This window comes from Streptosporangium brasiliense, assembly GCF_030811595.1.
GTDB lineage: Bacteria > Actinomycetota > Actinomycetes > Streptosporangiales > Streptosporangiaceae > Streptosporangium > Streptosporangium brasiliense.
In genome coordinates, this window is the sequence record NZ_JAUSRB010000002.1 from 6,331,342 (window position 1) to 6,358,334 (window position 26,993).

Annotated in this window: 28 protein-coding genes; 18 read left to right on the forward strand and 10 right to left on the reverse strand. The window is 67.9% G+C overall.

The features are described 5' to 3' along the window. The first annotated feature begins 8 nt into the window (after positions 1-8). From J2S55_RS37345 to J2S55_RS37365, 5 genes are all read left to right on the forward strand, one after another. Positions 9-362, forward strand: a complete 354-nt coding sequence (locus J2S55_RS37345; protein WP_306870890.1) for a hypothetical protein — start codon at positions 9-11, stop codon at positions 360-362. Between the two features lie 348 nt (positions 363-710). Then, positions 711-1,019 (forward strand): hypothetical protein, encoded by a 309-nt coding sequence (locus J2S55_RS37350; protein ID WP_306870893.1) that lies wholly within the window; start codon positions 711-713, stop codon positions 1,017-1,019. 268 nt (positions 1,020-1,287) lie between these two features. Further along, the gene (locus J2S55_RS37355; protein ID WP_306870896.1) at positions 1,288-2,370 is read left to right on the forward strand and encodes an MBL fold metallo-hydrolase; all 1,083 of its coding nucleotides are present in this window, start codon (positions 1,288-1,290) and stop codon (positions 2,368-2,370) included. A 79-nt stretch (positions 2,371-2,449) separates the two neighbouring features. Next, positions 2,450-2,887: a PhzF family phenazine biosynthesis protein gene (locus tag J2S55_RS37360; protein WP_306870897.1), complete on the forward strand. Its 438-nt coding sequence runs from the start codon at positions 2,450-2,452 to the stop codon at positions 2,885-2,887. A 93-nt stretch (positions 2,888-2,980) separates the two neighbouring features. Next, positions 2,981-3,316 carry a hypothetical protein gene (locus J2S55_RS37365; protein WP_306870898.1) on the forward strand — a complete coding sequence of 112 codons (336 nt, stop codon included), beginning with the start codon at positions 2,981-2,983 and terminating at the stop codon, positions 3,314-3,316. A 171-nt stretch (positions 3,317-3,487) separates the two neighbouring features. On the opposite strand, the gene J2S55_RS37370 is transcribed toward J2S55_RS37365, so the two are convergent. Both J2S55_RS37370 and J2S55_RS37375 read right to left on the reverse strand, forming a co-directional pair. After that, positions 3,488-5,737, reverse strand: coding sequence for a LamG-like jellyroll fold domain-containing protein (locus tag J2S55_RS37370; protein ID WP_306870899.1), 2,250 nt, complete (start codon positions 5,735-5,737; stop codon positions 3,488-3,490). A 222-nt stretch (positions 5,738-5,959) separates the two neighbouring features. After that, positions 5,960-6,118 (reverse strand): hypothetical protein, encoded by a 159-nt coding sequence (locus J2S55_RS37375; RefSeq protein ID WP_306870901.1) that lies wholly within the window; start codon positions 6,116-6,118, stop codon positions 5,960-5,962. A gap of 218 nt (positions 6,119-6,336) precedes the next feature. Here J2S55_RS37375 and J2S55_RS37380 point away from each other — a divergent pair, with 218 nt between their 5' ends. The 9 genes from J2S55_RS37380 (at position 6,337) to J2S55_RS37420 (ending at position 14,999) form a co-directional block, all read left to right on the forward strand. Continuing rightward, positions 6,337-6,972 (forward strand): hypothetical protein, encoded by a 636-nt coding sequence (locus J2S55_RS37380; protein WP_306870902.1) that lies wholly within the window; start codon positions 6,337-6,339, stop codon positions 6,970-6,972. A 528-nt stretch (positions 6,973-7,500) separates the two neighbouring features. Continuing rightward, on the forward strand, positions 7,501-8,676 hold the full coding sequence (locus tag J2S55_RS37385) for a pentapeptide repeat-containing protein (RefSeq protein WP_306870903.1): 1,176 nt from the start codon (positions 7,501-7,503) through the stop codon (positions 8,674-8,676). A gap of 405 nt (positions 8,677-9,081) precedes the next feature. Beyond that, positions 9,082-9,663: a DUF998 domain-containing protein gene (locus J2S55_RS37390; protein ID WP_306870904.1), complete on the forward strand. Its 582-nt coding sequence runs from the start codon at positions 9,082-9,084 to the stop codon at positions 9,661-9,663. Then, positions 9,660-10,733: a sensor histidine kinase gene (locus J2S55_RS37395; RefSeq protein ID WP_306870906.1), complete on the forward strand. Its 1,074-nt coding sequence runs from the start codon at positions 9,660-9,662 to the stop codon at positions 10,731-10,733. Before J2S55_RS37390 ends, J2S55_RS37395 begins: the two co-directional genes overlap by 4 nt. Further along, entirely contained in the window at positions 10,730-11,383 is a 654-nt protein-coding gene (locus J2S55_RS37400) for a response regulator (RefSeq protein WP_306870909.1), read from the forward strand. The genes J2S55_RS37395 and J2S55_RS37400 overlap by 4 nt, the downstream gene beginning before the upstream one ends. A 133-nt stretch (positions 11,384-11,516) precedes the next feature. Beyond that, complete coding sequence (locus J2S55_RS37405) at positions 11,517-11,921, forward strand: transposase (protein ID WP_306870910.1); 405 nt, start codon at positions 11,517-11,519, stop codon at positions 11,919-11,921. Further along, positions 11,884-12,996: an IS30 family transposase gene (locus J2S55_RS37410; protein ID WP_306870913.1), complete on the forward strand. Its 1,113-nt coding sequence runs from the start codon at positions 11,884-11,886 to the stop codon at positions 12,994-12,996. The genes J2S55_RS37405 and J2S55_RS37410 overlap by 38 nt, the downstream gene beginning before the upstream one ends. Positions 12,997-13,366: 370 nt before the next feature. After that, positions 13,367-14,275: a universal stress protein gene (locus J2S55_RS37415; RefSeq protein ID WP_306870915.1), complete on the forward strand. Its 909-nt coding sequence runs from the start codon at positions 13,367-13,369 to the stop codon at positions 14,273-14,275. Between the two features lie 40 nt (positions 14,276-14,315). Continuing rightward, on the forward strand, positions 14,316-14,999 hold the full coding sequence (locus J2S55_RS37420) for a CBS domain-containing protein (protein ID WP_306870916.1): 684 nt from the start codon (positions 14,316-14,318) through the stop codon (positions 14,997-14,999). 125 nt (positions 15,000-15,124) lie between these two features. Here the strand turns inward: J2S55_RS37420 and J2S55_RS37425 are convergent, their stop codons facing one another. Further along, positions 15,125-15,247, reverse strand: a complete 123-nt coding sequence (locus tag J2S55_RS37425; RefSeq protein WP_306870919.1) for a hypothetical protein — start codon at positions 15,245-15,247, stop codon at positions 15,125-15,127. Then, the gene (locus J2S55_RS37430) at positions 15,231-15,539 is read right to left on the reverse strand and encodes a CBS domain-containing protein (RefSeq protein ID WP_306870922.1); all 309 of its coding nucleotides are present in this window, start codon (positions 15,537-15,539) and stop codon (positions 15,231-15,233) included. Before J2S55_RS37430 ends, J2S55_RS37425 begins: the two co-directional genes overlap by 17 nt. Positions 15,540-15,792: 253 nt before the next feature. Here J2S55_RS37430 and J2S55_RS37435 point away from each other — a divergent pair, with 253 nt between their 5' ends. Next, positions 15,793-17,493, forward strand: coding sequence for a sensor histidine kinase (locus J2S55_RS37435; protein WP_306870925.1), 1,701 nt, complete (start codon positions 15,793-15,795; stop codon positions 17,491-17,493). Positions 17,494-17,640: 147 nt separating this feature from the next. Here J2S55_RS37435 and J2S55_RS37440 read toward each other — a convergent pair whose 3' ends face one another. Continuing rightward, a complete protein-coding gene (locus J2S55_RS37440; RefSeq protein WP_306870926.1) occupies positions 17,641-19,134 on the reverse strand; it encodes a bifunctional aminoglycoside phosphotransferase/ATP-binding protein in 1,494 nt (497 codons plus the stop codon). Between the two features lie 298 nt (positions 19,135-19,432). Here J2S55_RS37440 and ftsH point away from each other — a divergent pair, with 298 nt between their 5' ends. Together ftsH and J2S55_RS37450 are read left to right on the forward strand one after the other, a co-directional pair. Further along, positions 19,433-21,358 (forward strand): ATP-dependent zinc metalloprotease FtsH, encoded by a 1,926-nt coding sequence (ftsH, locus tag J2S55_RS37445; protein ID WP_306870927.1) that lies wholly within the window; start codon positions 19,433-19,435, stop codon positions 21,356-21,358. Between the two features lie 80 nt (positions 21,359-21,438). Further along, a complete protein-coding gene (locus J2S55_RS37450; protein ID WP_306870929.1) occupies positions 21,439-21,981 on the forward strand; it encodes a pyridoxamine 5'-phosphate oxidase family protein in 543 nt (180 codons plus the stop codon). A gap of 98 nt (positions 21,982-22,079) precedes the next feature. Here J2S55_RS37450 and J2S55_RS37455 read toward each other — a convergent pair whose 3' ends face one another. After that, positions 22,080-22,286, reverse strand: coding sequence for a DUF1918 domain-containing protein (locus tag J2S55_RS37455; protein ID WP_306870932.1), 207 nt, complete (start codon positions 22,284-22,286; stop codon positions 22,080-22,082). Positions 22,287-22,373: 87 nt separating this feature from the next. Beyond that, a complete protein-coding gene (locus J2S55_RS37460) occupies positions 22,374-22,631 on the reverse strand; it encodes a DUF1876 domain-containing protein (RefSeq protein WP_306870933.1) in 258 nt (85 codons plus the stop codon). Between the two features lie 224 nt (positions 22,632-22,855). Here J2S55_RS37460 and J2S55_RS37465 point away from each other — a divergent pair, with 224 nt between their 5' ends. Then, positions 22,856-25,351, forward strand: coding sequence for a cation-translocating P-type ATPase (locus tag J2S55_RS37465; protein WP_306875725.1), 2,496 nt, complete (start codon positions 22,856-22,858; stop codon positions 25,349-25,351). Between the two features lie 485 nt (positions 25,352-25,836). Here J2S55_RS37465 and J2S55_RS37470 read toward each other — a convergent pair whose 3' ends face one another. From J2S55_RS37470 to J2S55_RS37480, 3 genes are read right to left on the reverse strand one after another with little or no spacing between them, the layout of a single operon-like run. Continuing rightward, positions 25,837-26,016 (reverse strand): hypothetical protein, encoded by a 180-nt coding sequence (locus J2S55_RS37470; RefSeq protein WP_306870936.1) that lies wholly within the window; start codon positions 26,014-26,016, stop codon positions 25,837-25,839. Next, entirely contained in the window at positions 26,013-26,324 is a 312-nt protein-coding gene (locus tag J2S55_RS37475; protein ID WP_306870938.1) for a hypothetical protein, read from the reverse strand. The genes J2S55_RS37470 and J2S55_RS37475 overlap by 4 nt, the downstream gene beginning before the upstream one ends. 38 nt (positions 26,325-26,362) lie before the next feature. Then, positions 26,363-26,743 (reverse strand): hypothetical protein, encoded by a 381-nt coding sequence (locus tag J2S55_RS37480; protein ID WP_306870941.1) that lies wholly within the window; start codon positions 26,741-26,743, stop codon positions 26,363-26,365. Positions 26,744-26,993: the final 250 nt, after the last annotated feature.

Sequence of the window (26,993 nt, forward strand, 5' to 3'; positions counted from 1 at the left end):
GTTCAGGCATGGCACAGGTGCACATCGAAGAAGGTTCCCTCGTTGTGGAGATCGAAGGACTGGACAAGCTCTGGGCACTGAAGAGCCGCCTGGTCATTCCGCTGGCCAACGTCCGCGGCGCCACGGCGGATCCGGGTGTGGTCACCGAGCCGAAGGGCATACGCGCGCCGGGGGCGCACATCCCCGGTGTTATCACGGCGGGCACCTTCCACATGGATGGCGAAAGAGTGTTTTGGGACATCCGTGACGCGAGTCGGGCGGTGGTGATCGAACTGGCCGACGAGCAGTACGCGCGCCTGGTCATCGGCGTGGAGAACCCGCGCGCCACCGTAGCGCTGATCGAGTCGTCACTGGCCGCGTAGCCGTAGTCGAAGTCGCCGCGACAGCACGGTTGAACGTCACAGATCCCTGAAGGGAGCCTGCGGATCGTCCCGATCCGCAGGCTCCCTTCAGACGGTCTTGCCCCGAGTGTGTTCCGCCTCGCGTCGGATCAGATAGTGCACGTGCTCGGCGCGGGCGCCGTAACGCCACCGGTAATCGGCGCCGCGGGAGCCGCGGTCAACCCGCGCAGCCGAAGATGGTGAAGATCATCCCGCGCACCGCGGCGAGCTGAGCCTCCGGCAGATCGCCCATCTTGCCCTTTAGCCGTACGGCCGCGCGTCAGCTCCGAGGGCATCACCCCGGCGCGCGACGGCGGCGAGATCGGCCGGATGGTGCAGGCCGCCGGGGACAACCTACGCGACCTGGCCCTGGTGCTGCGGGTCAGTGAGGTCTGCCGGGCCCGCGCCGACCACCTGATCCACCGCGTTCACCTCACCCCGCAGGTGCGCGCCGGCCTGGCCACCGTCGAACACGACGAACTCCCCGACGGCACCCACGAGGTGGGCCATATCGAGTGGAGGGACTACCGCACAACCCGGGATCTGCCGATCTTCCCGCCGATCGGTCCCGCCCTGGCCGCCATCACCGATGCGGGCTTACCCGCGGTCACTGACGACAACTACACATGGATCATGTGACACGGGCGGAGGCGGTGGGAGCGGGATCGCAACCGCGGCGCGAAACAGAAGAAGACAGCCGTCCTGATGTGGCCGGTTACCGGGCCGAGCCCGCCCCGGCCGGGCACCGCAGACGCGATGACGTTCGCCGTCCCGCGACGGAGCCCGGCGAAGGCCCGGGCCGCCACCGGACTTCCCCGGCTTCCCCCTCGACCACAAGGGGGACCGGCATAATCGGGTGTCCGGGATCGGGCACCAAGACGTCGGGGGATCCATGGCCAGAGCCGGCATGCCGGAATCCGACGTGGCCATGCGCCTGCGGGCGGCCTCCGACGACGAGCTGCTCTCGATCCTGGCGGCGGCCGATGCCGCCGACATCGCGATGCGCCATCCCCTGGTCGCCGACCCGCCGCGTGCGGCCCGCCCGGCACCAGGCACGTGCGAGGTGGTGCTGCTGGGGGCGCTGGGCTGCCGGTACGGGATGCTCGCCGGCGGCGCCGGCGGCCACCTTGTCCGCACCGCGGCCACCACTGTGCTCGTCGACCCCGGCCCGGCCGCGCTGGGCCTGCTGCTGCAGCTCGCCGAGCAAGGGTTGTTCGCATGGAGCGAGTTGGACGCCGTCGCCGTCACGCATTTCCACCCCGATCACTACAGCGACCTGATCCCGTGCCTGGAGGGCATGGCCAGCCACGCGGCCACCCCAGACCGGAAGCTCGTGCTGGTCAACCCCACGACGGCCGAGCGGTTCGCCGCGTTCTCCCCCTACCACGTGGGCCAGGACGGGATGGTGGACCTGGTCACGCTCGCGCATCCGGCGACCGACGGCCCCGGCGAGGCGTCGGTGCGGGTCGGCGACCTGGTCCTGCATGCCACCCCGGCGCTGCACCTCGAGGAACGCGGCTGCACCGGCTCGGCGATCGGCCTGATCTACGAGAGCGCGGCCGGGGCGATCTGGTATACCTCCGACACCACCCTCGCGCCGGATCTTCTTCACCAGGTGGCCGTGATCTCCCCAGCCCCTGTCCTGGTGATCGCCCACGCGGACGCCTCCAACATCGACCGGGCGCCGGGCCGCGCCGAGGCATGTCACCTGGAAACCCGCGACGTGCCCGTCATCGCCGCGGCGTTGCGGCCTCGCCAGGTGCTCATCCAGCACTATGACGCGGCCTACTCCGGCGTCGACTACCGCATCGCCCAGGCGGTGTGGCTGCAGCGGCAGCTCGACCGCAGCGGCCTGCCCACCCGAGTGCTGCCGTCGGCCAGTGGCCTGCGCCTCGTGCTGTCCAACGGCCAGATCATCGATCACGCAATCGTGCTGGACAGCGAGGCGGCCTTCGCCGTCGCCGGCTATCTCCACACCACCGGGAGATAAGCCCTGGGGACCCGCGCGGCTCTTCAGGTCGTCGGCCCCCGGATCAGGAGCGACGCTCGGAATCGGCCGGTCCGACATCGTGGACGTCGCGTGGGCCGACAACGGGCCCGGCTGGGTGGGGGTGCTGCTCGCAGACGCCGAGGCGGTGCTCACCCTCAAGCCCGGGTACCTCGACCCCGATACCGGTGTGGCCGGGCCGTACCCGGCGGGGTCGCCGTCCGCGTTCGAGGCCCGGACATTCATCCCGTTCGGCAGGGCCACGCTGGAGGACCTGGTGACGGGAAGCTTCAACGCCGCCCTGGCCCAGTGGCTGCTGGGTACCGGCCGTGCCATCGTTCCCTTCCATCGTCATCGGTGCCGCCCATCGCCCGGACCAGGGAGAAGTGCGGCGCCGGGTGAGCGGCCTCCAACTCGCAGGCGTAGATGTCGGCGCGGCCGAGGGCTCCTCGGGGAAGCGGCCATAGCGGGCGATCTGCTCATCAGAGAGAAATTCGAAAGGCATGGCCCAGGAACGTAGGGCCCGAGACCTGCCCAAACGGGGGCCGTCACCGAATCGGTACGAAGATCAACTCTCTACCGCTAATTTCTGCACTCAGCCTCCTCGAAGGCCATGTACGAGTCGGATTTCATCACCGGCATGCTCGACGCGCGCGTGGCCGAGTGGATCGTCCTCACCAGCCCCGCCATGGCCGAGTTCATCGTCGACATGCTGGGCCAGGCAGCCGACGACATGGAAGACCACGGCGCGTTCGAGCGGTACGCCGGCACCGCCCTCACCGCCGCCGCGTCGTGGCCGACGACCGTGACCGGATCCGCCACGGCTGGACCGCCGCTCTCGCCATGGCCCGCCGGATCAACGAGGCCCTCTCGGGCTGCGAGGACACCGACCAGCGGCTCAGCGCTCGGCCGGAGAGCACGGGCCTGTGACTGGTCCCAACCTCCCTGACGGCTTCCTCCTCCTCGGGGTCCCGGTAGTAATGGCGCAGGAAACAACGGATATGCAGGTCAGCGGCCCGTCTTCCAAGCTGTACTCGAAGGTCCTAAGGAGGCTCTGACCTGCATATCCGTTGAAAATTTCGCCGAAACTACCGAGACCCCGTACGTGAACCCGCAGTGATCAGGTGCCTCCTCCGACCGGGGTGTTCATGTCCGCCTGGATCTGTTCGGCGGTCAGGGGCGTGGTGTAGATGCGGACATCGTCGATCAGTCCCTTGAAGGACCTGTCGCCGAGGTGGGAGCGGCCGAGGTATATCGGGTTGGTCTCCGGTTTGATCGGATCGTAGGTGGGCTCGTAGTCCTTGGGTACCAAGACCCCGTTCACGTACAGGCGTATCTTGCCGCCGCCGAAGGTGGCCGCGAGATGGGTCCACGTGTTTACCGGCAGCACGCTCGTGTGCGAGACGCCGTAACTGTCGATCACGATGTAGGGACCGGACGGCGGCTCGTTCCAGTTGGCGAAAGTCGAGTACAGGGTGAATGCGTGTTGCCCCCACCGCTGCCCGGACCCCTTGGACGCCAACACGTGGGACCCGGTGATCTCCGTCGGGTAGACCCACGCCTCCACGGTCATGGCCGTGTCCAGGTGCAGCGACGGGGAGTAGGGCACCATGACCTCACTGGTGGTCGAGATGAACGCGAGCGCCCTGCCGTGCTTGCCGTCGGCTGAGGTGGTGGCGGTGGCCGTGCCGTTGTTGCCGTTGCCGGACGCGTCGGTGACGGTGACGCCGCCGTCTTCCATGCCGTACGCGGCGACGAGGCAGTCGGCGGGCGGGCACTCCGTCACGTCGGCGGCGGCACTGGCGGACAGTTCACCGGGCTGGTGGGCGGTATCCAGAGCGCGTACACGGTAGTAGTAGCGGCCCGCGGACAGTCCTGTGTCCACGACGGACCGCGTGGTGACCTTGCCGACCAGGACCGAAGCGGTGCTGCCCGCCGAAAAGTTCCAGAAGGTGGATCGCCAGACCTCGTACGCGGTTACCGCGTCGTCGTCCGAGGCTGCCGTCCAGGAGATCTCCGCGCGGCCTGCCCCCGCCTGCACGGTGGCCTCCGGAGCAGTGGGCGGGAGATCGGGAATCCTCGCCGACGCCTCGTTGGACGGGGGCCCGACCTGGCCGGCGTAGTCCACGGCGATGACCCGGTAGTAGTAAACCCCGTCCTCCAGGTAGTAGTCGCTGTAGAGCGTGGTGGTGATGTTGGCGATCCGGGTCTGGTCATTGGGCGTGAAGCCAGGCGTTGTCGACCGGTGGAGCTGGTAGTGGCTGACACCGTGAACGCCTTCGGCTTTGACGAAGCTCAGCTCGGCTCCGTCGAGTCTGCCGCCTGCGGTGAGCGGGCCGGGCGCCGACGGCGGATCTCCGGGCGTCGTGATCGTCGCGGTGGCCTGGTTCGAAGGCGCGCTGGCCTGCGTGGCGGTGTCCAGCGCGACGACGCGGTAGTAGTACACGCCCGACGGCTGGCCCACATCGGAGTAGAGCGTGGAACCCGCAGAGGTGGTGGCGCCGATCCAGGTGCTGGAAGAGGGGGTGAAGCCAGAGATCGTCGAGCGGTGGACCTCGTACCCCCGCACACCGTAGTCATCGCTCGAGGCCTTCCACCGGAGCCCCACGTCGGCGTACGTGGTCGAGACGGTCAGGTCCGTGGGAGCCGACGGTGGGCTGTCGGTCGCCGTGATCGGATTGGCCATGTCGAGCTGGATCTGGGCAGTGGTCCTGGCCACGTTGTAGATCCGCACTTCGTCGATGGAGCCCTTGAAGTACTCACCCCAGACGGGATGACCGCCGATCAGCAGCGCCCCGTCGTTTGACTGGATGGTCCCGGTGACCGCGGTCCGCCGCGACAGAAAGCCGTCGATGTATATCCGCAGCCACTGCCCGTCATAGGTCGCGGCGAGGTGGTGCCAGCCGTAGACGGGGAGGCTACGGCTGGCGCGTAGCTTCCGGAGGCTAAGGGTGTTCACGTACGCCGTGGGTATCCCCTCGTCCTGCGATCTCAGGCCGTCGCTCTCGGTCAGCGCGTACTCTGGCTCCTCGCCGAGGCCCTTCGCGATGACGGGTCGTCGGCCATCGGCGGTGGCGGGATTCACCCATGCCTCCAGCGTCATCGCCGACGACAGTCGCAGGCTCGCCGAGCTGTTCACCGTCACCAGGCCCGACAGGCCATCGAACGACAGAGCCTTACCGAACTTGCCATCCACCCAGGTGGTGGCGGTGGCCGTGCCGTTGTTGCCGTTTCCGGATGCGTCGCCGATCGCGGAGCCGCTGCCCTCGTTCATGCCGAACGCGGCCACCAGGCCGGGCTCGGGGACGGATGCGCTTGCCGCACCGGGTGTGATAAGGAGAGCGCTGAGAGTAAAGAGGCTGCTCAGCACAGCGAGAGCATGACGGAACCTGTTCACATGTGCCCCCGTAGGCAGAGAAGAACTGAAGCCCGTGGCGGCGATCCACCCCGTTGATCACCGAACTCGAATTGGATTATTTCTCCCGAAGTTCTCCGTGTCACGATGCTTCGCAGAGATTTATTTTGTCTAGTCCCGATTGATACTCGACGCGTTGAGTATCAATCGGGACTAGAACGACAGCATCGTGATGGCTCAGGAGTTGGCCTCCTCATGCGCCTCGGCCAGCCGGTTGACTGCTGCGGCGAGCGCGAGAATCGCGAGCACCTTCGCTGTCTCGGGGTTGTCGTTCGGGACTGACAGTGCGCTGTTCTCAAGGCGGTGGTGGTCGAACTGGGCCGCGCCCATTGGCATCTCCTCTGTTCGGGGGATCGCCGAAAGGTTGCCCCTTGAAGTCTTCCGGCAACCGGGCCGCCTCCTCGGCGTGCTCCTGGTCCTCGTCGACGAACGGCCCGGATTGGGGGGGCAGACCAAGTAAGCCAGAAAGGGCTAATAGGGGTCCCGGTAGTAATCGCGGAAAATCCAACGGATATGCCTCTGAACTGCTCTGATGCAAGAGCGTTGCAGAGCTGGTGCGCCAGTTGGCGGGCGCCGCGCATCGGGCCGAGGATGCCGCTGATCTTGCCTGGATGCTCTACGTCGACGCTGGTCAGCGATATCCGTTGGATTTTCCGCCATTACTACCGGGACCCCAGGCGCGTGGCGGACTGCTGCACGGCTGGGCGGAGTTGCTGCGCTGCGGCGCCGCGGACGATCCCGCCGCCGGCCTTGGCCCGTGGGAACGGGATCGGCTGGGCATGCCGGCCGACCTCGAACGCGTGTGGGTTGCCTGCACGGCCGGGCCCTCGCTGGTCCACGGCGACATTCGGCCGGACGACCTGCTCATCCGCGACAGCGATGACGCGCTGATGGTCGTTGACTGGGCGCAGCCGTCGATCGGCGCCGCATGGCAGGACGTCGTGGACCTGATCCCGCACATGATCATGGCCGGGCACGCGCCGCTCGATGCGGAGAAAACACTCGGCGGTGTGCCCGCGTGGCACGACCTGCCCGGCCTCGTGGTCACCAGCTACGCCGCCGCGTACGCCGGGTACTGGACGCGGGCGAGCAAGCTGTCTCCGCCGCCGGGTGTGCCGCACTTGCGCGCCTACCAGGCACGCGCCGCGCTGGCCGCGCTCGCCTGGACCCGGGCCCGGCTGGCCGCCTAGGTCGCCACCGTGAAGGGGGTGCCGCTTCCACTTCCTGCGCAAGGAAGGAAAGCTCCGGCTGCGCGCCGACGACCTGGCGGTCGGTTGGGTCGGCGGCATCTACGAGCCGGAGAGCGACGCCTTCGGCGGCCTTGAAGGGGGGCAGACTAAGTACGGGAGAAAGAGGCAACGGCGGCGGGCATATCGGACAGAACCTTCATTCTGTCCGGTTCTTGGGACGCCGTCCGACCAGGTCAGCGCAGTGTGGGCGCTGTGGGAGCCAATCCGGCCCCACACCGGGCGCCGCCATCCACAGCCGAAACCCCGGCTTCCGCTCCCACCGCCTGACGTGCGGTCTCCAGCGGGCGCGGCCCGTTTCCGCCGTATTCCGGTGGCACCCCTGTCTGATTCGCGGCGATAACGATCATGTAGCGTCCGGCCGGATGCGGGCCGCGGGCGGCTGGAATGGAGGGCATGCCGTTACTGCCGCGTCGCCTTTCCTCCCGAGTTGATGTGCCGGTTGTCGCGGCGGAGGTGGTTCCGCCGCGGTTGCGTACTCCCCGGCCGGCGGCGTGGTGGATCGTGCCGGTCACGTTGCTGGTGGGTGGGGTGGTCGGTGGGCTGGCCTGGCTGCTGCTGGGGGCCGGGTGGAGCGCGGCCGAGGCCACCGCCCGTCAGGGTGCGATCCAGACCGCGCTGGCGGCCGGTGCCGGGGTCGGCGCGGCGGTCACGCTGATGCCGGCCTTCCGCCGGCAGCGTCACCAGGAGCACGCCGCGCACGTCACCGCCTACCTCGCCGAACGCAACGCCCAGCTGACCGAGCAGGTGGCCGACAACACCAAGCACGACGCCACCGAGCGCCGGGTCACCGAGCTGTACACCAAGGCCGTCGAGCAACTCGGCAGCGACAAGGCCGCCGTCCGGCTGGGCGGCTTGTACGCGCTGGAACGCCTGGCCCAGGACAACCCCGGCCACCGCCAGACCATCGTCAACGTCATCTGCGCCTACCTACGGATGCCATACACCCTGCCCCCGAGACTCGATGAGGCCGCCGACCGGGCCGAGGCCCTGCGCGCCGCCCGGCGCCGCCACCACGCCCTACGCGCCGCCGCGCGCGGACGCACCACACCCCCACCCGGCCCGACCGGCGCCGGCACGAGTCAGGACGCCGAAGGCGAACGCCAGGTCCGCCTCACCGCCCAACGCATCCTCACCGACCACCTGCGCGACGAACGCCCCGCAGACCAGCGCTCCACCCTCCCGGCCGCACCGACCTTCTGGGAGAGGATGCGCCTGGACCTGACCGGCGCCACCCTCATCGGCTTCAACCTGACCGGCGGCCACGTCACCGACGCCGGGTTCGGCGGGGTGACCTTCATTGGGAGTGCCCTGTTCGGCGGGGCGACCTTCACCGGGGGCACCCTGTTCGGCGGGGCGACCTTCACCGGGGACACCTGGTTCGGCGGGGCGACCTTCACCGGGGACACCTGGTTCAGCGGGGCGACCTTCACCGATGATGCCGGGTTCGGCGGGGCGACCTTCACCGGGGACACCATGTTCGACGAGGCGACCTTCACCAAGACTCCCTCGCTGGGCGAGGCGGTGGCGGTCGATCCCGCGGCCGCTCATGTGTGGCCGGACGGGTGGCGGCTGGAGGTGACGCCGGATGGGCGCGGCCGCTTGATTCGAGAGGAAGCAATCGGCGGCCCCGCCGAGGATGCCTGACTGGAGGCGGCGCGCCGGCGGCGACCCTTGGCCGTATACCGGACAGTGCGTTGGTTCTGTCCGGTTCTCGGGGCGGCGCCTGCCCAGGTCAGCGCAGTGGGGCCACGATGGAAGCCAATCCGGCCCCACGCCGGGCACCGCCATCCACAGCCGAAACCCCGGCGTCCGCTCCCGCCGCCTGACCGGACGGCGAGCCGGTCGGTTCTAGCGCCAAAATCCGGTCCGATCCTCCCCGGAGGCCTGACGTGCGGTCTCCGGCGGACGCGGCCCGTTTCCGCCGTATTCCGGTGGCACCCCTGCGAAGCCGGGCCGACCCCGCAGGTGCTTGTACACCGATCGATGTACGGGCAGGTGTCTGCAATCGGACGACGCCGAGGATCAGGAGTCTTCTCTAACGTCGTCGCCATGAAGAAATTGGTTCTGGCCGGAGTCGGTGTCGGCACTGCGGCTTTCGTGATCTCGGACGTGGTCAACAGGGAAATGAGCCCCGTGGGGGAGACGATCAGCAGGTTCGTCAACACGGGTGCGGGCTGGCTGGTTCCGCTGGGGCTGGTGGCCATCGCGGTGGCCGCGGCGGCCCTGACGGTCGCGGTGGCCCGCACCGGTACCAGCCGGGCGGGTACGTGGCTGCTCGGCCTCTGGTCGGCGGGGCTCCTCCTGGCCGCGATCTTCCCCGCCGACCCGCCCGGGCAATGGGACAACCCTTCGGTGTCGGAGTCCGTGCACGGCTTCTCCGCCTGGGTGGCCTTCGCGGCCTTCACGGCCGCCGGCGTGGTGCTCACCCGCGCATGGCCGAAGGACGCCCCGCTAACCGGTGCGACCTATGTCCTGGTGTCTGGAATGATCCTGTTTGTGGTCACTCTCGTGGACGTCATGGTCGCGCGTTCCCTGCCTCCGGTGGTGGGGCTGACGGAGCGCGTCGCCATCGCCGCCTGCCTCGGCTGGATGGCCCTGGCCGCGGTGCGCCTGCCCCGTACCGGCCGATGATCATCACTCTGCTGCCCGCGGTTCTCACGACCGTCGCCGTCCTGACCGGGATGGCGGCGGTCGGGGCTCCGATCGGCTGGCCGGTGGCCACGATGGGGCTCCTGCTCGGCGGGTTGCTGGTGGTGCGGCGGCGGTGGCCGGTCGGCGTGCTGCTGGTCTCGGCGGTCGTGCTGCTCGCCTTCCAGGGAGCGGGGCTGTTCGAGGGCGGCTGGGTGTGGCCGCTGACCGTGGCCTGCTACACCGTCGCCGCCTCGGGCCGTACCCGCTGGGCGGTGGGCGTGGGAGCGGTGCTGCTGCTGTACGCGCTGGCCTGGGACTGGGCCGTCACCGGCGGTTCTCCGGCCCGCGTGCTCGCCGCCGGCGGAGCCGAGACGCTCTGGCTCGCGCTCGTGCTGGCGGTCGGGAACGCCCGTCACCTCCAGGCGCGCTGGCGGGCGCAGGTGGAGCAGGCGAGTGAGGCGGAGGCCCGCCGCCGGCTCGCCGAACAACGGCTGGAGATCTCCCGTGAACTCCATGACGTCGTCGCCCACACGCTGGCCGTGGTCGGCGTACATCTCAACGTGGCCGCCGACGCGCTGGAGGAGGATCCGGAGGAGACGCGTGCGGCTCTGCGCACCGCGATGGAGGTGCGCGGCAAGGCCATGGCCGACCTGCGCTCGCTCATCGGGGTCCTGCGGATCGACGGCGACACGGCCCCGGTGCCGGACCTGGACGGGATCGCCGCTCTCGTCGCCGCTGCCAGGACGACCGGCCTGAAAGTCGACCTGCACGAGGAGGGCGACCCCACGGCGGTCCCCGGCCCGCAGGCCGTCGCGACCTACAGGCTCGTCCAGGAGGCACTGACCAACACCATCAAACACGCCCAAGCCACCCACGTGTCGATACGGCTGCGCTCGACGAGCACCACGGTGATCGCCGAGGTGACCGACGACGGCCGTGGAGCCGCGGCTCCCGCCGAGGGACACGGCCTGACCGGGATGCGCGAGCGCATCACCCTTCTGGGCGGCACGCTGAGCATCGACGGGAGCGGGGGGTTCACCATCCGGGCGAGCATCCCCCTGGGCGCATGACCGTCAAAGTCCTGCTCGCCGATGACCAGGCCCTGGTCCGGGCCGGCTTCCGCGCCCTGCTCCGCCGGTCCAAGGACCTCACCATTGTCGCCGAGGCCGCCACCGGCGACGAGGCCGTACGGCAGGCAAGGGCCACGGAGCCCGACGTGATCCTCATGGACATCCGCATGCCCGGAATGGACGGCATCGAGGCCACGCGTCGCATCCTCGGCGAACGCCCGGCGACCAAGGTCATCATCCTCACCACGTTCGACACCGACGAGCACGTCTTCGCCGCGCTGCGCGCCGGCGCCAGCGGCTTCCTCACCAAGGAGGTCGAGCCCGCCGAACTACGCCGCGCCGTCGCCGTGGTCGCGGCAGGGGAGGCACTGCTGTCGCCGGGCGTCACGCGGCGCGTCGTCCAGCAGTTCGCCCATCGGCCCGCGCCGGCGAGCGGCGACGGGCTGGCAGCCCTCACCGCCCGCGAGCGCGAGGTCGTCCGCCTGGTGGCCGAAGGCCTGTCCAACGATCACATCGCGGAAAAACTCGTGATCAGCCCGCTGACCGCCAAGACCCACATCACCCGCGCCCTGATGAAGCTGAACGTCCGCGACCGGGTGCAACTGGTGATCCTCGCCTACGAGACCGGGCTTGTCCGGGCCGGCTCCTGAAGGCGTCCCGTCCCGCAGGGCCGGGGCCGCAGGCGGGATCGATCCTCAGGCGGGATCGATCCTCGGGCCAGGGTGGGCTTGATCCGGTTTGACGGGCATCTGAGATCAGGGGCTCGTCCCCGGAAGGATGTCCATGATGGAGAGCATGGGGAAGAAGAAACCGCGCCCTCGCCGTTCGTTCACCCGCGAGTTCAAGACCGAGATCGTTGAGTTGTGCCGGCGAGGTGACCGTTCGATCGGCCAGGTGGCAGCAGACTTCGATCTGACCGAGACCGCGGTCCGCGACTGGATCCGGCAAGCCGAGGTCGACACCGGCGATCGAGACGGGCTGACCAGTGGTGAACGCGAGGAGTTGGCCGCGCTGCGGCGCGAGAACCGTCGGCTGCGCGAGGACGTCGACATCCTCAAGCGGGCCACCTTAGATTCAGACGATCAACGCAACGCCGCTAGTGGATGGGTGGATCGTGGCTCGGATGGGTCGACCGGGAATGTCGGACGCGATGAAAGAAGACTTGTGGCGGCGGTGGCGCGCCGGTGAGTCCATCAGCGTGATCTCCCGGGCACTGAGCAAGCCTCCGGGGTCGGTTTTCACGGTGCTGAAGCATCACGGTGGCATCGCGCCGGCCGAGCGGGCGCGCCGGGCCGACCGCTTGAGCGCCGAGGACCGGGAATCGATCTCTCGCGGCCTCGAGGCTGGAACCTCACTACGTTCGATCGCCGTGTCGATCGGTCGCCCGGCATCCACGGTGAGCCGGGAGGTCGCCCGCAACGGCGGCCGAGTGAAGTACCGTGCGGTCGCCGCCGAGCAACGCGCTCAAGAGCAGGCACGTCGCCCAAAATCGTCCGCCTTGCAGGGCAACCCGGTGCTGCGCCAGTTGGTGATCGAACTGCTCGACAACGAGTGGTCCCCGGAGCAGATCGTGGGGCATCTGCGGCTGATGCACGCCGGCAACCCGCTTATGCGGATCAGCCACGAAAGCATCTACCGCGCGATCTACACGACCCGGTGGAAAGTGATTCCGCGTGAGCTGTGCACCAAGCTGCGCACCCGCCGTCCCATCCGCAAAAACAAGAAGAACACGGTCAAGGGCCAGTGGCGTTCCCAGATCACCGGGGCACGACCGATCGAGGAACGGCCTGACGCAGCCAACGCCCGAACCGAGCTCGGCCACCTCGAAGGCGATCTCATCGTCGGAGCCAAGAACAGCCAGGTCGCGACGCTGGTCGACCGCAAGTCCCGCTACCTGACCATGGTCGCGCTGCCCAGCCGTCACACCACGACGGTCATCCCCGCCCTGCAGCAGGCGTTCTCACTGATGGATGCTCGCCTGCTCAGCACTCTGACCTGGGACCGCGGTATGGAACTCGCCGGCCACCGGCTGCTGACCGAAGCGACCGGCGTCAACGTCTTCTTCGCGGCACCGCGCAGCCCATGGCAGCGGGGCACAAACGAGAACACGAACAAACTGATCCGGCAATACCTACCGAAAGGCATCGATCTGAGCCTGTACAGCCAAGCCGACCTCGACGCCCTGGCCGCCCGACTGAACAACCGCCCCCGCAAGTGCCTCGGCTACCGAACCCCGGCCCAATGTGTTGCCTTGACTCTTTGAATCTAAGAGGTTCGCCTTCACCGGGTCGACGCTCCGATCGAGACAGCCGGACCCGGGGCCGGATAAGACCGTGTGCCTGCCTATGCGACTGCGGTTACTGCCATCCATGCTTGTCGACCCTCTACTTGCCGGGTAGGGCGAAAGTCCCACGCGTCTCACTGTGGGCGTCCCGGCGGTCATGGCTATCGTGCCTCGGCATATGGAGCCGGTGGCCTTTGCCGTCTCACCCGACCGACCAGCCATGACGGCCCGACGACCTCCCCGGCCATGGCCATAGCGGAAATCAGGGCGGAAGGTCCTACGCCGGTGGGACCTTCCGCCCTGCCACGCTGAGGTCTTTGCCGCCGATCCTGGGAAGGGGGTGGAAGGGATGACTGATTCCCGCGACGTCGTCGTCGGCTATGACGGCTCCGACTTCTCCATGCAGGCCCTGGAGTGGGCGATGGACGAGGCCGAGCTGAGGAAGCTGCCGCTGACGGTGTCCCACGCCTGGCGATGGCCGTACGGCGAGGCCGACGAGGAGGCCAGAGGCCACCTGCGCAAGGCCGCCGAGCACGTGCTGTACCACGGCGGCGAGTGCGCCCGCTCGTGCAGCACGATCACCGATGTCGCTACCGATCTGTATGAGGGAGCCGCCGCCGAGCGGCTGGTGGAGCTGTCGGCCCGCGCGGAGCTGGTCGTGGTGGGCTCGCGCGGGATGGGCGCTCTGGCCCGGGCCGTTGTGGGGTCGGTGGCCGGCTACGTGGCGGCGCACGCGTGCTGCCCGGTGGTCGTCGTGCGTGGGCCCGGCCCGATTCCCGTTCCGCGGCACCGTGGGTCGGTGGTCATGGGGATGACCGGGCACACGCCCGACGCGGCGATCGAGTTCGCCTTCGCCGAGGCCGACATCCGGAGGCTGCCCTTGGTGGCGGTGCACGTCGGACATCTGCAGCCGATGGCGTGGAGCGCGCCGATGCCGCTGGTGCCCGACACACAAGCCATTACGACGGCGGCCGAAGACGACATGCTCGAACGGTTGCAGCCGTGGCGGGCCGCCCATCCCGCGGTGTCGGTGCGCACCTACTTTGTCGCCGCATCACCCAAGGACGCCTTGCTGGATCTGTCGAAGGAGGCCGCTTTGATGGTGGTCGGCGGCGCACGCGGGCACGGCAGGCTCGGCTCGGTGACCGCCTCGATCCTTCAGCATGCGTCCTGCGCCGTCGCGGTCGTCCCTGTCCTGAAGGAGAAGCCACTGCAGGCCGAGGGTTCACTTTCCACCTCCCACGCCGTCGAAGGCTGATCAGAACATCCTCATCGAGGAGAAAGCCGGGGAACAGCTCATGGTGACGCAGGTGAAAGACGTCATGGGTGTGGTGGCCATCGCGGTTCACCGGCAAGCGACGTTCACCGAGTTGGTGGCGACCATGCGCCGCTTCAAGGTGAGCGCCGTCGCCGTGATCGACACCGACAGACACGTAATCGGGATGGTGTCGGAAGACGATCTGCTGTTGAAGGAGACGGGCACCTCTTACGGCGAGCCCCTTTTCGAGGGCCGCCGGCGACAGCACGAGCCAGAGAGAGTTGCCGGGTTGACCGCTCAGGAGATCATGACCAGTCCGGCATTGACGGTCACTGCGGAAACCCCGATCAGGGAGGCGGCCCGGCTGATGCACGATCACCGGATCAAGCAGTTACCGGTGGTTGCCCCCACCAGCGGGAAGATCACCGGCACCGTTCACCAGGTCGACCTGCTGAAGGTCCTCGACAGGTGGGCGCCTGACATCCTGGCGGATGTGGCCGCGGCCATCGCACGCCTGCACCTGGATACGCGGACGCTGGCGATCACCGTGGACGATGGTGCGGTGCGCGTCGGGGTCAGGCTGACCAGACGCTCACAGGCCGCCCAGCTCGCTGAAGCCGGCCGCCGGATCGAGGGAGTGGTGGACCTGGAGGTCGACGCCATCTACGACCACGACGATCAGACGAGAACCCATCCGATTCCGCCCGCTTGCATGCCCATATAATCATTTATATATATGTATGTGAGGTTATAGCTGTCGGGGTATCTGGGCTGGACACGGGCCGACGATTCGGTCGTATTCTCCGACGAGCTCGCATAGCTCCGCCACACCGTGGCGAGCCGGTATCTTTACCGCCCTCTCCAGACCGGGGTGTCGTCTTGGTCCCACTCCAGTTTGTCAATCACATCGACGACCCCGTTCACCCGGCCGGCCATCCGCGCCGCGAGCTGGGCGTCACTGCGCCGGTGCATGCGCCCGGTCAGTGTGACGATCCTCTGGGGCGGTGGCGTCGTTGGGCTGCTCCCACAGGGTGTGCTGCAGGATCTCCTCGCACACCTCGTCGGCGATGTCGGCGTCCCGGCGGACGAAGACCTTCAACAGGTCATGGTGGCTGACGATGCCTTCGAGAAGGCCGTCGCCGTCGACGACGGGCAGTGTGCTGACGCTGTGAGCGATGAGCGCCTCGGTGGCGTCCTTGAACGGAGTACTGCCGTTGACCGACGCCACCTGCATGGTCATGACATCCTTGACCTCAACGCGCATCGCTGAACCTCCTCACACGCATATGGGCCCGGTCGATGGCGTGCGTGGCTTCGCGTCCGCCCGAGTTCCGGACGATGGGGATGCTCTGCCCACTCAGTTCTCGCTGGGCTCCTTACCCCTTCATCTCGCCGCCATCGGGATCGGCGGGGCAGAAGTCAGAGGTCCTCTCCTGAAATGGTCGGCATTCGAACGTTTGAATGCCTGCTCAGTGTCGGGATGGGCATTCAAATGTTCGAATGCGCAACTCATAGGTATGGCACAGATTGAGCCCAGCACATTGCTCCCGAACATGCAGCTGGATGAGCTGTTGTCGGAGCTGCAGGTGCGGCTGGAGGCCGTGCTGGGCACCCGGGACCGGGTGCACGCGCTGCTGAACGCGGTCGTGTCAGTAGGCAGTGATCTGGACCTGGAGACGGTGCTGCGCCGGATCGTGCGGGCCGCCACCACGCTGGTCGACGCCACCTACGGGGCGCTGGGTGCGGTGGGGGAGCACAAAACGCTGGTGCAGTTCGTCCCGGTGGGGCTGACGGAGGAGGAGATTGCCCGGATCGAGCACTGGCCGCACGGCTTGGGCCTGCTGGGCCTGCTGATCAAGGAGCCGCAGCCGTTGCGGCTGGCCCACATCAGGGATCATCCCGAGTCATATGGATTCCCGCCGGGGCATCCCCCGATGGGGGCGTTTCTCGGCGTGCCGATCCGGGTGCGCGAGGAGGTGTTCGGCAACCTCTACCTCACCGAGAAACGCGGGGGAGGGGAGTTCGACGCCGAGGACGAGGCGATCGTCACCGCGCTGGCCGCGGCAGCGGGTGTCGCCATCGAAAACGCCCGGCTGTACGCCGACAGCCGCCGGCGGGAACGGTGGCTGCAGGCCTCCTCCGACGTGACGACCAGCTTGTTGTCAGGGGCCGAGCCAGGGCAGGTGCTGACCTTGATCGCCCGGCGTGCGCGGGAGATGGTCAGCGCCGATGTGGTGGCGGTGCTGCTGCCCGATGACAGCAGGCGCATCTTGCAAGTGATGATCGCTGAGGGGTTGGCTTGTGGGGAAGTGGTCCGTGCGCAGGCGCCGGTCGCCGACTCTTTGGCGGGGCGGGCGTTCACCAAGGGTGAGCCGTTGATGGTGGCCGATCCGGCCGAGGCCGGAGTGCCGATCGCGATCGCGGACTATGCCGCGCTGGGTCCGGTGGCCGCGGTGCCGATCGGCGCGGCGGGCAGCGTGCGCGGGGTGTTGTCGCTGGGCAAGCGCTCAGGACGGTTGCCTTTCAGCCAGGCGGAGTTGCGGATGTTGCACGCCTTCGCCGGGCAGGCGGCGATTGCGTTGGAACTGGCCGAGAGCCGGATGGACGCCGAGCGGCTGGGGTTGCTGGAAGATCGTGACCGGATCGCCAAGGATCTGCATGACGTGGTGATCCAGCGGCTGTTCGCGGTGGCGATGACGTTGATGAGCACGGTGCGGACGGTCGAGCGGCCGGAGGCGTCGTCGCGGTTACAGATGTCGATCGATGAGTTGGATGCGATCATCCGGCAGATTCGTTCAACCATTTTCGCCTTGCAGATCTCTTCGGAAGACGGTGAGAAGGGACTGCGTGCGCAGATCGTAGGGCTGGTAGAGGGCGCCCGAGGCCACCTGGGCTTCATGCCGGGCCTGACCATGGAGGGCCGGCTCGACATCATGGTGCCGGACCAGGTCGCCGAGCAGGCGCTGGCCGTGCTGCGGGAGGCGTTGTCCAACGTGGTGCGTCATGCCAGGGCGGCCAAGGTCGAGGTGGTGGTCGAGGTGGATGAGGATCGGCTCATCCTCACCGTGCTCGACGACGGGGTGGGGGCGTCGGAGGGCGGTCGGCGCAGCGGGCTGCGCAACCTCCAGGGGCGAGCCGAACGCCTCGGCGGCTCCTTCACGGTCGAATCTCGCCCAGGGGGCGGCACCTGCTTGATGTGGAGCGTGCCGCTGGCCTAGCTGCGCTGCCTGGCCCAGCGGGAAGTTCAATCGGTGATTCCCCGAGTCTCCATGGCGGCGCGTGTGAGTTCTGCGCCCGGCAGCCCTATGAGCCAAGGTATTCGCACGTTTTCACTGGGTTCAGCTTTACCTGAATGATGCAGATGATCAGCCGGGTTCCATCTGAGGGCGTCGGAACCGCCAGGAAACAGGGGCCGGAGAAGCGTTGATCACGGTCAACGCCCGCTGCAATGCCTGTTCCGGGGAGGCGCTGGTGTCGATCTCGGCCGCGTCGGGCCAAGGGGCCATCCTCGCCGCCACGGCCGCGCCGATCGCCTGATCGGCGTCTGAGACGGCGCCGGTACGGCGGGCGAGGCGTTCGGCGGCGACCTGCGGCAGAGCGGTGCAGTGCAAGGCCACCAGGTCGCTGGAGGTGCGCTGGGCGAGGCGCTCGGCCGCTGCCCGGTGCCCGGCGTCGCCCCATGAAGCGTCGAGGATGACCGGCTCGCCATGCTCAAGCAGCTTCCCGGCTCGCGACAGCAACTCGTCGTAGGTGCGTTCGGTGTGCTCATGGGTGTAGATGCCTTCGCCGAAGGGAGCGGAGGCGGACTGGTCAGGCGAGATGCCGGCCAGTTCCTTACGGACGCGGTCGCTGTTCAGCAATGTGTAACCGAGACGGTCGGCGAGGGCGGCGGCCAGGGTCGATTTGCCGGTTCCCGGGGCTCCGCCGACGAGGATCAGGGTTATCGTGCCTGCCCGCAGGTGGCGCAGTGTGAGCTCGGCGAACTGGCGAGCCTCCCCGGCCGCACCGGAGTCTCCCTGCCCCTGTCGGAAGCAGGCGACCTTGGCGCGGACGAAAGCTCGGTAGGCGACATAGTGATGCCACAGCGAGGGCGGGGCGGGGTCGCCGGTGAACTCGGTGTAGTGGTGCAAGAACACCTCCGCCAGCCGCGGTGCTCCCAGCCGTTCCAGGTCCATGGCCAGGAAGGCCGCGTCGTCAAGGCCGTCGACAAAGCGCAGTCGTTCGTCGAATTCCAGGCAGTCCAAAATCCGCGGTCCGTCGTCCAGGCAGAAGATGTCCTCTGCGAGCAGGTCGCCGTGGCCGTCCACGATGCGGCCCTCATCGGCACGGACGGTGAACAGGGCATCACGGCCGTCGAGGAAGCGCAGCGTGAGCCGTTCGATCTCCCCGACGATCTCGGGGCCGAGGACCGGCTCGGGAAGCGCCCGGACCTGATCGAAGCTCGCGCTCCACCGTGAACGTAGCGCCTGCTCGCTTCCCTGCTGGTCGATCTGGGGGCTGTGGCGGGAGCGTCCGTGCATGCTCGCGACCATCCGGGCGATCTGTCGCAGGTGTTCCTCGACCGGTTTCCCCGAATCGATCATGGCGGCGAGGCGGCGTTCTTCGGGCATGCGCCGCATCACGACGAGATGCTCACAGACCTGCCCGTCCGGGCCGAGCACGTCGGCGACTCCCTCGTAGACATCCGGAGCCAGCCGCCGGTTCAGTTCCACCTCCTCATGGCAGCTCATCTCCCGGGCCTGCCGGGTGGTGAAGTCCACGAAGCCGAGGTTCACCGGTTTCTTGAGTTTGAAAGCGTGATCCCCGAGGAGGAGCACGACGCCGATGTGCGTCTCCTTGATCTGCGCCCATGGTCTCATCGACGATGCCTCCATGTCCGGGTCCGCCGTCCAGGCGATCGAGACCGGAATGGACGGATGGCGCCCGTTTCCAATGCCGGCTCAGGTGAGTGGGACAGACTCCCCATGTCTGATTTCTCCCCTGGTCATGGCTGGTGAATCGGGCGGACCGTGACAGACCGTATCGATGACCGGACGGGGGTGCCGGCCCGTGAGAGGGGCCTTCCGGCCTGGTCTTCGGGTCTTTCGGCCCTGCTGCGCCTCTGTCGTGTGGTTGAAAGCTGGCGGTGAGCAGGGAAACCGATGGGGAGACCGGCTGATGATCACGCGAATTCGACTGCGCGGCCGGCATGCGACGGGTAAAGCGAAGCCAGGACCACCGAATGAGCCCCCACCTCCGCCGGCGACACCGCCGCCTCCCAACTGGCGGAGTTGGCTGCTGCCGGCGGCGATGACGATCTTCCTGTTGTGGCTGCTGATACCCGTCATGTTCACCGGGTCGGCGGCCACGCCGTACTCCTACAGCGACTTCGTGACGAAGGTGAACACCGGGCAGGTCAAGGCGGTGACGGTCGATGATCAGGGTGCGGTGTCCGGCGACCTGAAGGATGGCGCGAGGTTCACCACCCAGATTCCCACAGCCCTCAACGTCGGCCGGCTGGACGCTCAGCTTCAGTCCAATCATGTTCAGATCACCGCGACCCGGTCCGACGGCTCCCTGGGGTCGATCCTGATCAGCTTCCTGCCGTTGGCGCTGCTGATCGGCCTGTTCATGTGGAGCGGACGGAAGGCGCAGCAGTCCCTGGCCGGTGGTCTCGGGGGGTTCGGCCGGTCACGAGCGAAAATCATCGAGGCGGAGCGGCCGACTACCCGGTTCGGCGACGTCGCCGGTTATGACGGTGTCAAGCAGGAGATCAGCGAGGTCGTGGACTTCCTGCGGGCCCCCGAGCGGTACGCGGCGGCGGGCGCGAAACCACCCCGAGGCGTGATCATGGTGGGCCCTCCGGGGACGGGAAAGACGCTCATCGCCCGCGCCGTGGCCGGTGAGGCAGCCGTGCCGTTCCTGTCGGTCACCGGTTCGGCGTTCGTGGAGATGTTCGTCGGTGTGGGCGCCTCGCGGGTCCGTGACCTCTTCGACGAAGCACGCAGACGCGCGCCCTCCATCGTCTTCATCGACGAGATCGACGCCATCGGCGGCCGGCGGGGCGGAGCGGTCACCGGCGGCAACGACGAACGCGAACAGACGCTCAACCAACTGCTGGCCGAGATGGACGGCTTCGATCAGAGCAGCGGAATCGTCGTCCTGGCCGCGACGAACCGGCCCGAGACCCTTGATCCGGCCCTGCTGCGCCCCGGCCGCTTCGACCGGCAGGTGACTGTGCCGCTGCCCAACCAGGTCGAGCGGGCGGCGATCCTGGCCGTTCACGCGGCCGGGAAGCATCTGGCCCCGGACGTCGATCTCGGGGTGATCGCCCGTGGCACCCCGGGATTCTCCGGCGCGGACCTGGCCAACCTCGTCAACGAGGCCGCCATCAACGCCGTCAGGGCGGGCCGTACGACCATCGACGCCCATGACCTCGACGCGGCACGCGACCGGGTACTGCTGGGCCGCCGGGAGACCTCCAACGCTCTGCTCCCGCAAGAGCGCCACGCGGTGGCCGTGCATGAATCCGGGCATGCGCTGCTCGCCACGTTGTGCGAGCATGCCGACCCGGTCGCGAAGGTGACCATCCTTCCCGCCGGTCTGACACTCGGCGTCACCGAGCAACTGCCCGAGGCCGAGCGGCACCTCTACAGCGAGAGCTATCTGGCCGACCTGCTCGCCGTACGGCTCGGCGGCCGGGCCGCGGAACTGGTCGTCTTCGGCGAAGGCTCCACCGGCGCCGCCAACGACCTGGCGGCCGCCACGCAGATCGCCACTCGTATGGTGCGTGACTTCGGCCTGTCGCCCGCGCTCGGCCCGGTCGGCTACTCCTCGGCCACTTCTCAGTATCTGGGCGAGGACGCCGAAGAGTTCCGGCGCAAGCCGTACTCCGAGCGGACCCAGAAGATCATCGACGAAGAGGTGGCCCGGCTTCTCAGCGGGGCGGAGAAGCGCGCGATCGACCTGCTGCGCGCCCACCGCGGCGCTCTCGACCGGCTCGCGGCGATCCTGGTGGAACACGAGACCATCGCCGGTGACGTCGTCGGTAGCGTGTTGCAGGCTGAGCGGCCTGCGGTTATCGGTCTGGACGGCATCGCATGAGGGGCGATAGGTCCGAGATCGGCATGTTCGCGCCAAGAGTGCGCAGCAGCCCGCGATCTTCACCGGCCGTTACGGTGGAGATGAAGAAGAATGGTCCTGAGTCGTTCTTTGGGGTGGCCCTTCAGGGAAGGAGCCACCGGGGGGAGGCCACGACGATGCATGCGAGGGACACGACGTCGTCCACAGGTGGCGGTCAGGTCGAGGTTCTGGACCGCGGCACCTGTATGGCGTTGCTGCGGACCGTCAGAGTCGGCCGGGTCGCATGGTCGGCCCCGAGCGGTGAGGTGGTGGTGCTGCCGGTCAACTTCGTGGTGGACCGCGATGGTGTCGTGTTCAAGTCCTCGCCAGGAGGCAAAATTGACGTTGTGCACCGAGGCGGCCTCCTGTCGTTCGAAGCTGACGACATTGAACCCGCACTACGCGTGGGCTGGAGCGTGTTGTTGGTCGGCTTCGGCGAAATCGTCACCGACCTCGACCAAATGCGACACCTGGAGGAGCTGCCTACTACCTGGATAACCGCGGCCGAGCCGGTGTTCGTCCGCCTGACGGCTCGGCAGGTAACCGGCCGTCGTCTGCCGCTGCAGCCGGGTGGAGTCGCCGTCGAGCGGAGCGGCGGCGCCTGAGCGAGTGCCCGAAACCGCCTGGGTGGCGAGCGGATCACCAAGGCGACCGGCTCATTTGTCACCGTCGCGGGAACGGTGTGATCGTCCCGGTACTCCGATCATGATGTCCCGGGTTCCGCGCGCCGACGCTCGATGTGGGCGTCCGGCCCTGGAAAGATCATGACATCGTGTTCCTGGTCGAGCCAGTGCACGTCATAGGGCGGCGAACCGTCGGCGTGGTGTAACGCGGTGATGATGCCGATCCGGCGTGACTCCCCCAGGTGGGTGCTTTCAACGATCAAGCGGTCTCCGACCTCTGCTTTCATGGTTCTTCCCCTTTTTCTTCCTTTTCCGTTCCGCCCGGGCACCGATGCCCCGGTCGCACCGCCCCGCCTGTGTGACGTGAGAGGTCTTCACCATGAGGTGGGCCCGGTGAACTGAACGATGTCCTCCGAGGTAACGATGAGCAGCCTGTTCCCCAGATCGATCAGCGCACGGGCGGCCGCGAGCTCGTCGCCGATCTCAGGTGCCGACTGATCGACGGGGTTGCGACGTGCGTGTCCCACCCCGGTTATGTGAGTTTTGTCCCTAGTGGATAGCACTGCCCGGGCGGAAGTGTCGTCGCCCTCTTCGGTGATGTAAACCTGCACGGTCCACTGTTTGGCTTCCATGGGAAGAACCTCCCACCGAACGATTGTTCGTATCGCTGCGCCGTGTTCGCGGCGCTTGTTACCTTGCGCTCACCGTCGAGTGCCTGTCCTCATGTGCGCATGCCTTTCTCATCCACTGTCGATGCCTTACGACGACGCCGACAGAGCCGAAGGTCCCCCTCCTGTGTGACGGTCTCCTCTATATCGGCGATGACTCCGCTCGGCAGCGTGAAGGCATGTCGACTATGTCCCCGGTGCGGTCGGGTCTGACCTCCGCGGAGGCGGCGCGGCGCCTCGCTGGCGGAGGAGCGAACATGCTGCCGACTGGTCGGCGGGTGTCGGCGGCCATGCTGCTGCTCCGGGAGATGGTCCACTTCTTCGCGCTGATGCTGTGGGTGGCGGCGGGATTGGCGGTTCTGGCGGGTATGCCTCAGCTGGCACTGGCCATCGTCGTGGTGGTGGTGCTGAACGGAGCGTTCGCCTTCGTCCAGGAATATCGCGCGGACAAGGCCGGGCAGCGCCTGCGGGAACTGATCCCCGCCGAGGTGAGGGTCGTCCGAGACGGACGCCGCATGATGGTGCACGCCGCGGATCTGGTCGTGGGCGACATCGTGCTGCTGGAGGCGGGTGATCGGATCTCGGCAGATCTAGGGCTCGTCGAGGTGCACGCACTGGCGGTCAACGAGTCGATGCTGACGGGAGAGAGCGTCCCGACACGACCTCACGAGGGGACGGCGGTCTTTGCGGGCACCTTCGTGGTCGAAGGGGAGGCGGTCGCCGTCGTGGCAGCCACGGGGCCGCGCACCCGGTTGGCCGGTGTGGCCGCGCTCACCCGGAGCGCGACCCGGCCGCCGAGTCCGCTCGCTCGCCAGCTCGGGCGGGTTGTCAAGGTGGTCGCCGTGATCGCGGTCGGTGTCGGAGCGATGTTCTTCACCCTGGCCCTGATGCTTGGCATGGCCCCTTCTGCGGGTTTCCTGTTCGCACTCGGGGTCACGGTGGCGCTGGTCCCTGAGGGGCTGCTGCCCACGGTCACGTTGTCGCTGGCCCGGGCGGCGCAGCGAATGGCCGCCCGAAAGGCCCTGGTCCGCCGCCTGGAGGCCGTGGAGACGCTCGGCTCGACCACGTTCATCTGCGCGGACAAGACCGGAACCCTCACCCGCAATGAAATGACCGTCGTGCAGGTGTGGACCCCCGCCGGCGTCCTCGACCTCGCCCGGCCGGTGTCCGCTGCCGAGATCATGCGTTCTGCCGTGCTCAGCTCGACTGGCCGACTGGTGTATACGAACGGCCGCTGGAAGCCGGTAGGCGACCCCATGGAGGTCGCCCTGCACGCGTTGGCACTGCGTGCCGGATCAAGTGAGGACGCGGCGGTCACCAGACGCTTCCCGTTCGATTCCGCCCGCCGTCGCGCTTCGGCGATCGCCGACGGCGTGCTTCACGTCAAGGGCGCCCCGGACTCGGTTTTGCCGCTGTGCACGGCCACAGGGGAGGCGGAGCAGGCGCTGGAGGACATGAGCCGGCACGGGCTTCGCGTCCTGGCCGTCGCCCGCCGGACCGCTCCGGCGGGTGCCACCATGGCTGAGGCGGAGCGGGACCTGACCCTTCTCGGCCTCGTGGGTCTGGAGGACCCGCCTCGTGAAGATGTGGCGGAGGCTATCGAAAGATGCCGCCTGGCGGGAATCAAGCTGGCCATGATCACGGGAGATCATCCCGGTACGGCCCGCGCGATCGCGGAAAAGGTCGGCTTGCTCGGGCCGGAGGGGACCGTGGTCATCGGCGCCGAGCTGCCCGGGACCGATGACGCCCTCGGCGCGTTGGTCGACCGCGACGGAGTCGTGATCGCCAGGGTGACGCCGGAGGACAAGCTGCGCATCGCCCGTGCGTTACGCGGGCGCGGGCACGTGGTGGCGATGACCGGGGACGGAGTCAACGACGGACCCGCGCTACGCGAAGCCGACATCGGGGTGGCCATGGGGGCCTCTGGTACCGATGTTGCCCGCGAGGCGGCGGACCTGGTCCTGCTAGATGATCATTTCGGAACCATTGTCACAGCGGTGGAGCTCGGACGGGCCACCTACGCCAACATCCGCAGGTTCCTCACCTACCATTTGACCGACAACGTGGCCGAGCTCACCCCATTCGCCGTCTGGGCGCTCAGCGGCGGCACGATCCCGCTCGCGCTCACCGTGCTGCAGGTGCTCGCCCTGGACATCGGCACCGATCTGCTGCCCGCCCTCGCCCTGGGTGCCGAACCACCCAACCCACAGACTATGCACGGTCCCGCGCGGGCAGGTTCGCTGGTGGACCGCCGCTTGGTCCACCGGGTGTTCGGGATCCTCGGGCCCGCGGAAGCCGTTATGGAGATGGCCGGCTTCGGGGCCGTATTGGCGCTGGGCGGGTGGGTGTTCGGCGCCGAGCCGTCACCGGAACTGCTCGCTGCGGCCTCCGGCACGGCTTTCGCCGCCGTGGTTCTCGGTCAGCTCGCCAACGCCTTCGCTTGCCGCAGCGAGACCAGCTGGGTTGGGCGCCTGCGATGGGCGGGTAATCCTCTCCTGCTGTGGGCGGTCGCGATCGAGATCGTGATACTGCTGGTCTTCCTCGGTATCCCGCCGCTGACCGGCCTGCTCGGCGGATCGTTCCCTCCACCCGCGGGCTGGGCACTGGCGGCGTTGGCCGTGCCCGCAGTCGTGGCGGCCGATACGCTGCACAAGGCGATTCAGGCCCGGAGCAGCCCACGATGAGCGGCTTCCTCCTGCTTTCCGACGGCAGGCGCCAAAAGCCGGTGCGGGCAGGCTGGACGTCCTCGCCGAGCAGATCCGTCAAACCTGAGGCCGCCAGTGGCGGCGATCACAGGGGGACGTGGTTTCGGCCCGGCCGATGATCATAGGAGGAGCGGCCGGGATCAGCCATGATCGCTGAACCCGTATCGGTCCGCAACCACATCCAGGGCGCTTGGACCGCCTGACATACTGACGTCTGAGGAGCCCCGTCATGAACAGATCCGTAATCGCCGGCACCGATGGCTCTCCGGGCCCCGGTAATAATCGCGGAAAATCCAACGAATCCACCTCTAACAGGGTGAATCGAGAGTGTTCTGCCTGGTCAGGCAGACTCGGTTCGGTAAGCCGCCGCCAGGTGAGCACTGACTGCCTCCGGGTCGTTGAGCCCTAAGATCAGATCGTGCCCCTGGCCGGTGGCCGGGAGGGTGCTCGTGAGCACTGATCCATTAGGGCGAGATGGTTCTCCTGGAGGGCTTACATCGGCCGTCTGGTGAAGGAGGAACCGGATGCTGTTCGTCGGGGATGAATGGTCCGAGGAGCACCACGATGTCGAGCTCCAGGGCGCTCTTGGCGAGCACCGTCTCGATCGTTCCCTTTACCAGCTCGTCGGCGATGGCGAGGATCACGGTGTTTCGGCCTGCATCTGTTCGACAGGGCGGTGTAGCGCTCGACACCGCAGCGTTGCTCGGCGCTCACGTCGAGGGCGGCCCAGCGCCAGCCCTGCTCGGCAACAGCTCGTTGTCCTCAGCGGTCTGGGTGAAGACCGCTTGACCTGTGTGACGGTGGCGTCATCGAGGACGTAGGGCGTGGCGTGGCCTTTTTTCAGAGTGGCGTGCTGCTCGCGCACCATGGTCACGCCGTCCTCGACGTGCGCGGTCAACATGGCCAGCATGCTGATCGGCTGCCAGGTCGGTTCCTCCTGTGGTGCCACCATGGTGCGCGTCCTTCGCGGTGACCTGCCGGGGGATCGGGTCAGCGTAACGACGTGGTGCCCGCGCACGCAGGACAACGACCTCGGTGGTCAGGCGCCACCACCCGCTGTGTGCCCGGCCGGGGTCGGTCCGGCTCGAAGGTGAACAGCTCCAGCTGCTCGCCGGCGGGTATCTGGTTGGTGAGTTTCAGGCATCGGCGGCAGGTGACCGGGCCTCGGTCGGGGTGCGCCGCAGCGGGATCCCAGCCGCTGACGCCGGCTATGCAGGCCGGGCCGGGCATGCGCTCGTCGGCGAACCACTTGGTCATCGCGACTTCGTGCACGATGCCCGAGGAGCGCACCCGCAGGTTGGAGCCGCCTGCGCGATCGTGGTAAGCGCCTCCTGCACGCCTGGCGTCGGCGTGGTGTTCTCTATCAGGCATCTCCGCCGAGGATGGAGGCCATCTGGTAGGCAGCGTGGGAGTCGAGTTTGCGGCGGCCGCGGTTGTAGCGCTGGGTGGTGACCGGGGGGCGTGCCCGAGCAGCTTTGGACGTCGGCCAGCGGCCGAACGGCTAGTGCTGTGACCGGGAAGGTTCACCGGTTTGGCAGGTGTGATGAGGGGCCAGCCGGGACGGGAAAACTGATTGCGGGCGGTGGGAGTGTGTCTGACACTGTGCGGGTTTCAGTTACTC

Excerpts from the sequence above, each read along its gene's own strand:
- J2S55_RS37450 (WP_306870929.1), top strand. The coding sequence starts at position 21,439 with ATGAAGAAGAATGGTCCTGAGTCGTTCTTTGGGGTGGCCCTTCAGGGA.
- J2S55_RS37415 (WP_306870915.1), top strand. The coding sequence starts at position 13,367 with ATGACTGATTCCCGCGACGTCGTCGTCGGCTATGACGGCTCCGACTTC.
- J2S55_RS37420 (WP_306870916.1), top strand. The coding sequence starts at position 14,316 with ATGGTGACGCAGGTGAAAGACGTCATGGGTGTGGTGGCCATCGCGGTT.
- J2S55_RS37455 (WP_306870932.1), bottom strand. The coding sequence starts at position 22,286 with ATGAAAGCAGAGGTCGGAGACCGCTTGATCGTTGAAAGCACCCACCTG.
- J2S55_RS37350 (WP_306870893.1), top strand. The coding sequence starts at position 711 with ATGGTGCAGGCCGCCGGGGACAACCTACGCGACCTGGCCCTGGTGCTG.
- J2S55_RS37475 (WP_306870938.1), bottom strand. The coding sequence starts at position 26,324 with ATGGTGGCACCACAGGAGGAACCGACCTGGCAGCCGATCAGCATGCTG.
- J2S55_RS37480 (WP_306870941.1), bottom strand. The coding sequence starts at position 26,743 with ATGCCTGATAGAGAACACCACGCCGACGCCAGGCGTGCAGGAGGCGCT.
- J2S55_RS37410 (WP_306870913.1), top strand. The coding sequence starts at position 11,884 with ATGAAAGAAGACTTGTGGCGGCGGTGGCGCGCCGGTGAGTCCATCAGC.
- J2S55_RS37375 (WP_306870901.1), bottom strand. The coding sequence starts at position 6,118 with ATGCCAATGGGCGCGGCCCAGTTCGACCACCACCGCCTTGAGAACAGC.
- J2S55_RS37465 (WP_306875725.1), top strand. The coding sequence starts at position 22,856 with ATGTCCCCGGTGCGGTCGGGTCTGACCTCCGCGGAGGCGGCGCGGCGC.
- ftsH (WP_306870927.1), top strand. The coding sequence starts at position 19,433 with ATGATCACGCGAATTCGACTGCGCGGCCGGCATGCGACGGGTAAAGCG.
- J2S55_RS37460 (WP_306870933.1), bottom strand. The coding sequence starts at position 22,631 with ATGGAAGCCAAACAGTGGACCGTGCAGGTTTACATCACCGAAGAGGGC.
- J2S55_RS37390 (WP_306870904.1), top strand. The coding sequence starts at position 9,082 with ATGAAGAAATTGGTTCTGGCCGGAGTCGGTGTCGGCACTGCGGCTTTC.
- J2S55_RS37355 (WP_306870896.1), top strand. The coding sequence starts at position 1,288 with ATGCCGGAATCCGACGTGGCCATGCGCCTGCGGGCGGCCTCCGACGAC.
- J2S55_RS37430 (WP_306870922.1), bottom strand. The coding sequence starts at position 15,539 with ATGCGCGTTGAGGTCAAGGATGTCATGACCATGCAGGTGGCGTCGGTC.
- J2S55_RS37435 (WP_306870925.1), top strand. The coding sequence starts at position 15,793 with ATGGCACAGATTGAGCCCAGCACATTGCTCCCGAACATGCAGCTGGAT.
- J2S55_RS37405 (WP_306870910.1), top strand. The coding sequence starts at position 11,517 with ATGATGGAGAGCATGGGGAAGAAGAAACCGCGCCCTCGCCGTTCGTTC.
- J2S55_RS37395 (WP_306870906.1), top strand. The coding sequence starts at position 9,660 with ATGATCATCACTCTGCTGCCCGCGGTTCTCACGACCGTCGCCGTCCTG.
- J2S55_RS37365 (WP_306870898.1), top strand. The coding sequence starts at position 2,981 with ATGTACGAGTCGGATTTCATCACCGGCATGCTCGACGCGCGCGTGGCC.
- J2S55_RS37345 (WP_306870890.1), top strand. The coding sequence starts at position 9 with ATGGCACAGGTGCACATCGAAGAAGGTTCCCTCGTTGTGGAGATCGAA.
- J2S55_RS37400 (WP_306870909.1), top strand. The coding sequence starts at position 10,730 with ATGACCGTCAAAGTCCTGCTCGCCGATGACCAGGCCCTGGTCCGGGCC.
- J2S55_RS37440 (WP_306870926.1), bottom strand. The coding sequence starts at position 19,134 with ATGAGACCATGGGCGCAGATCAAGGAGACGCACATCGGCGTCGTGCTC.
- J2S55_RS37425 (WP_306870919.1), bottom strand. The coding sequence starts at position 15,247 with ATGCACCGGCGCAGTGACGCCCAGCTCGCGGCGCGGATGGCCGGCCGG.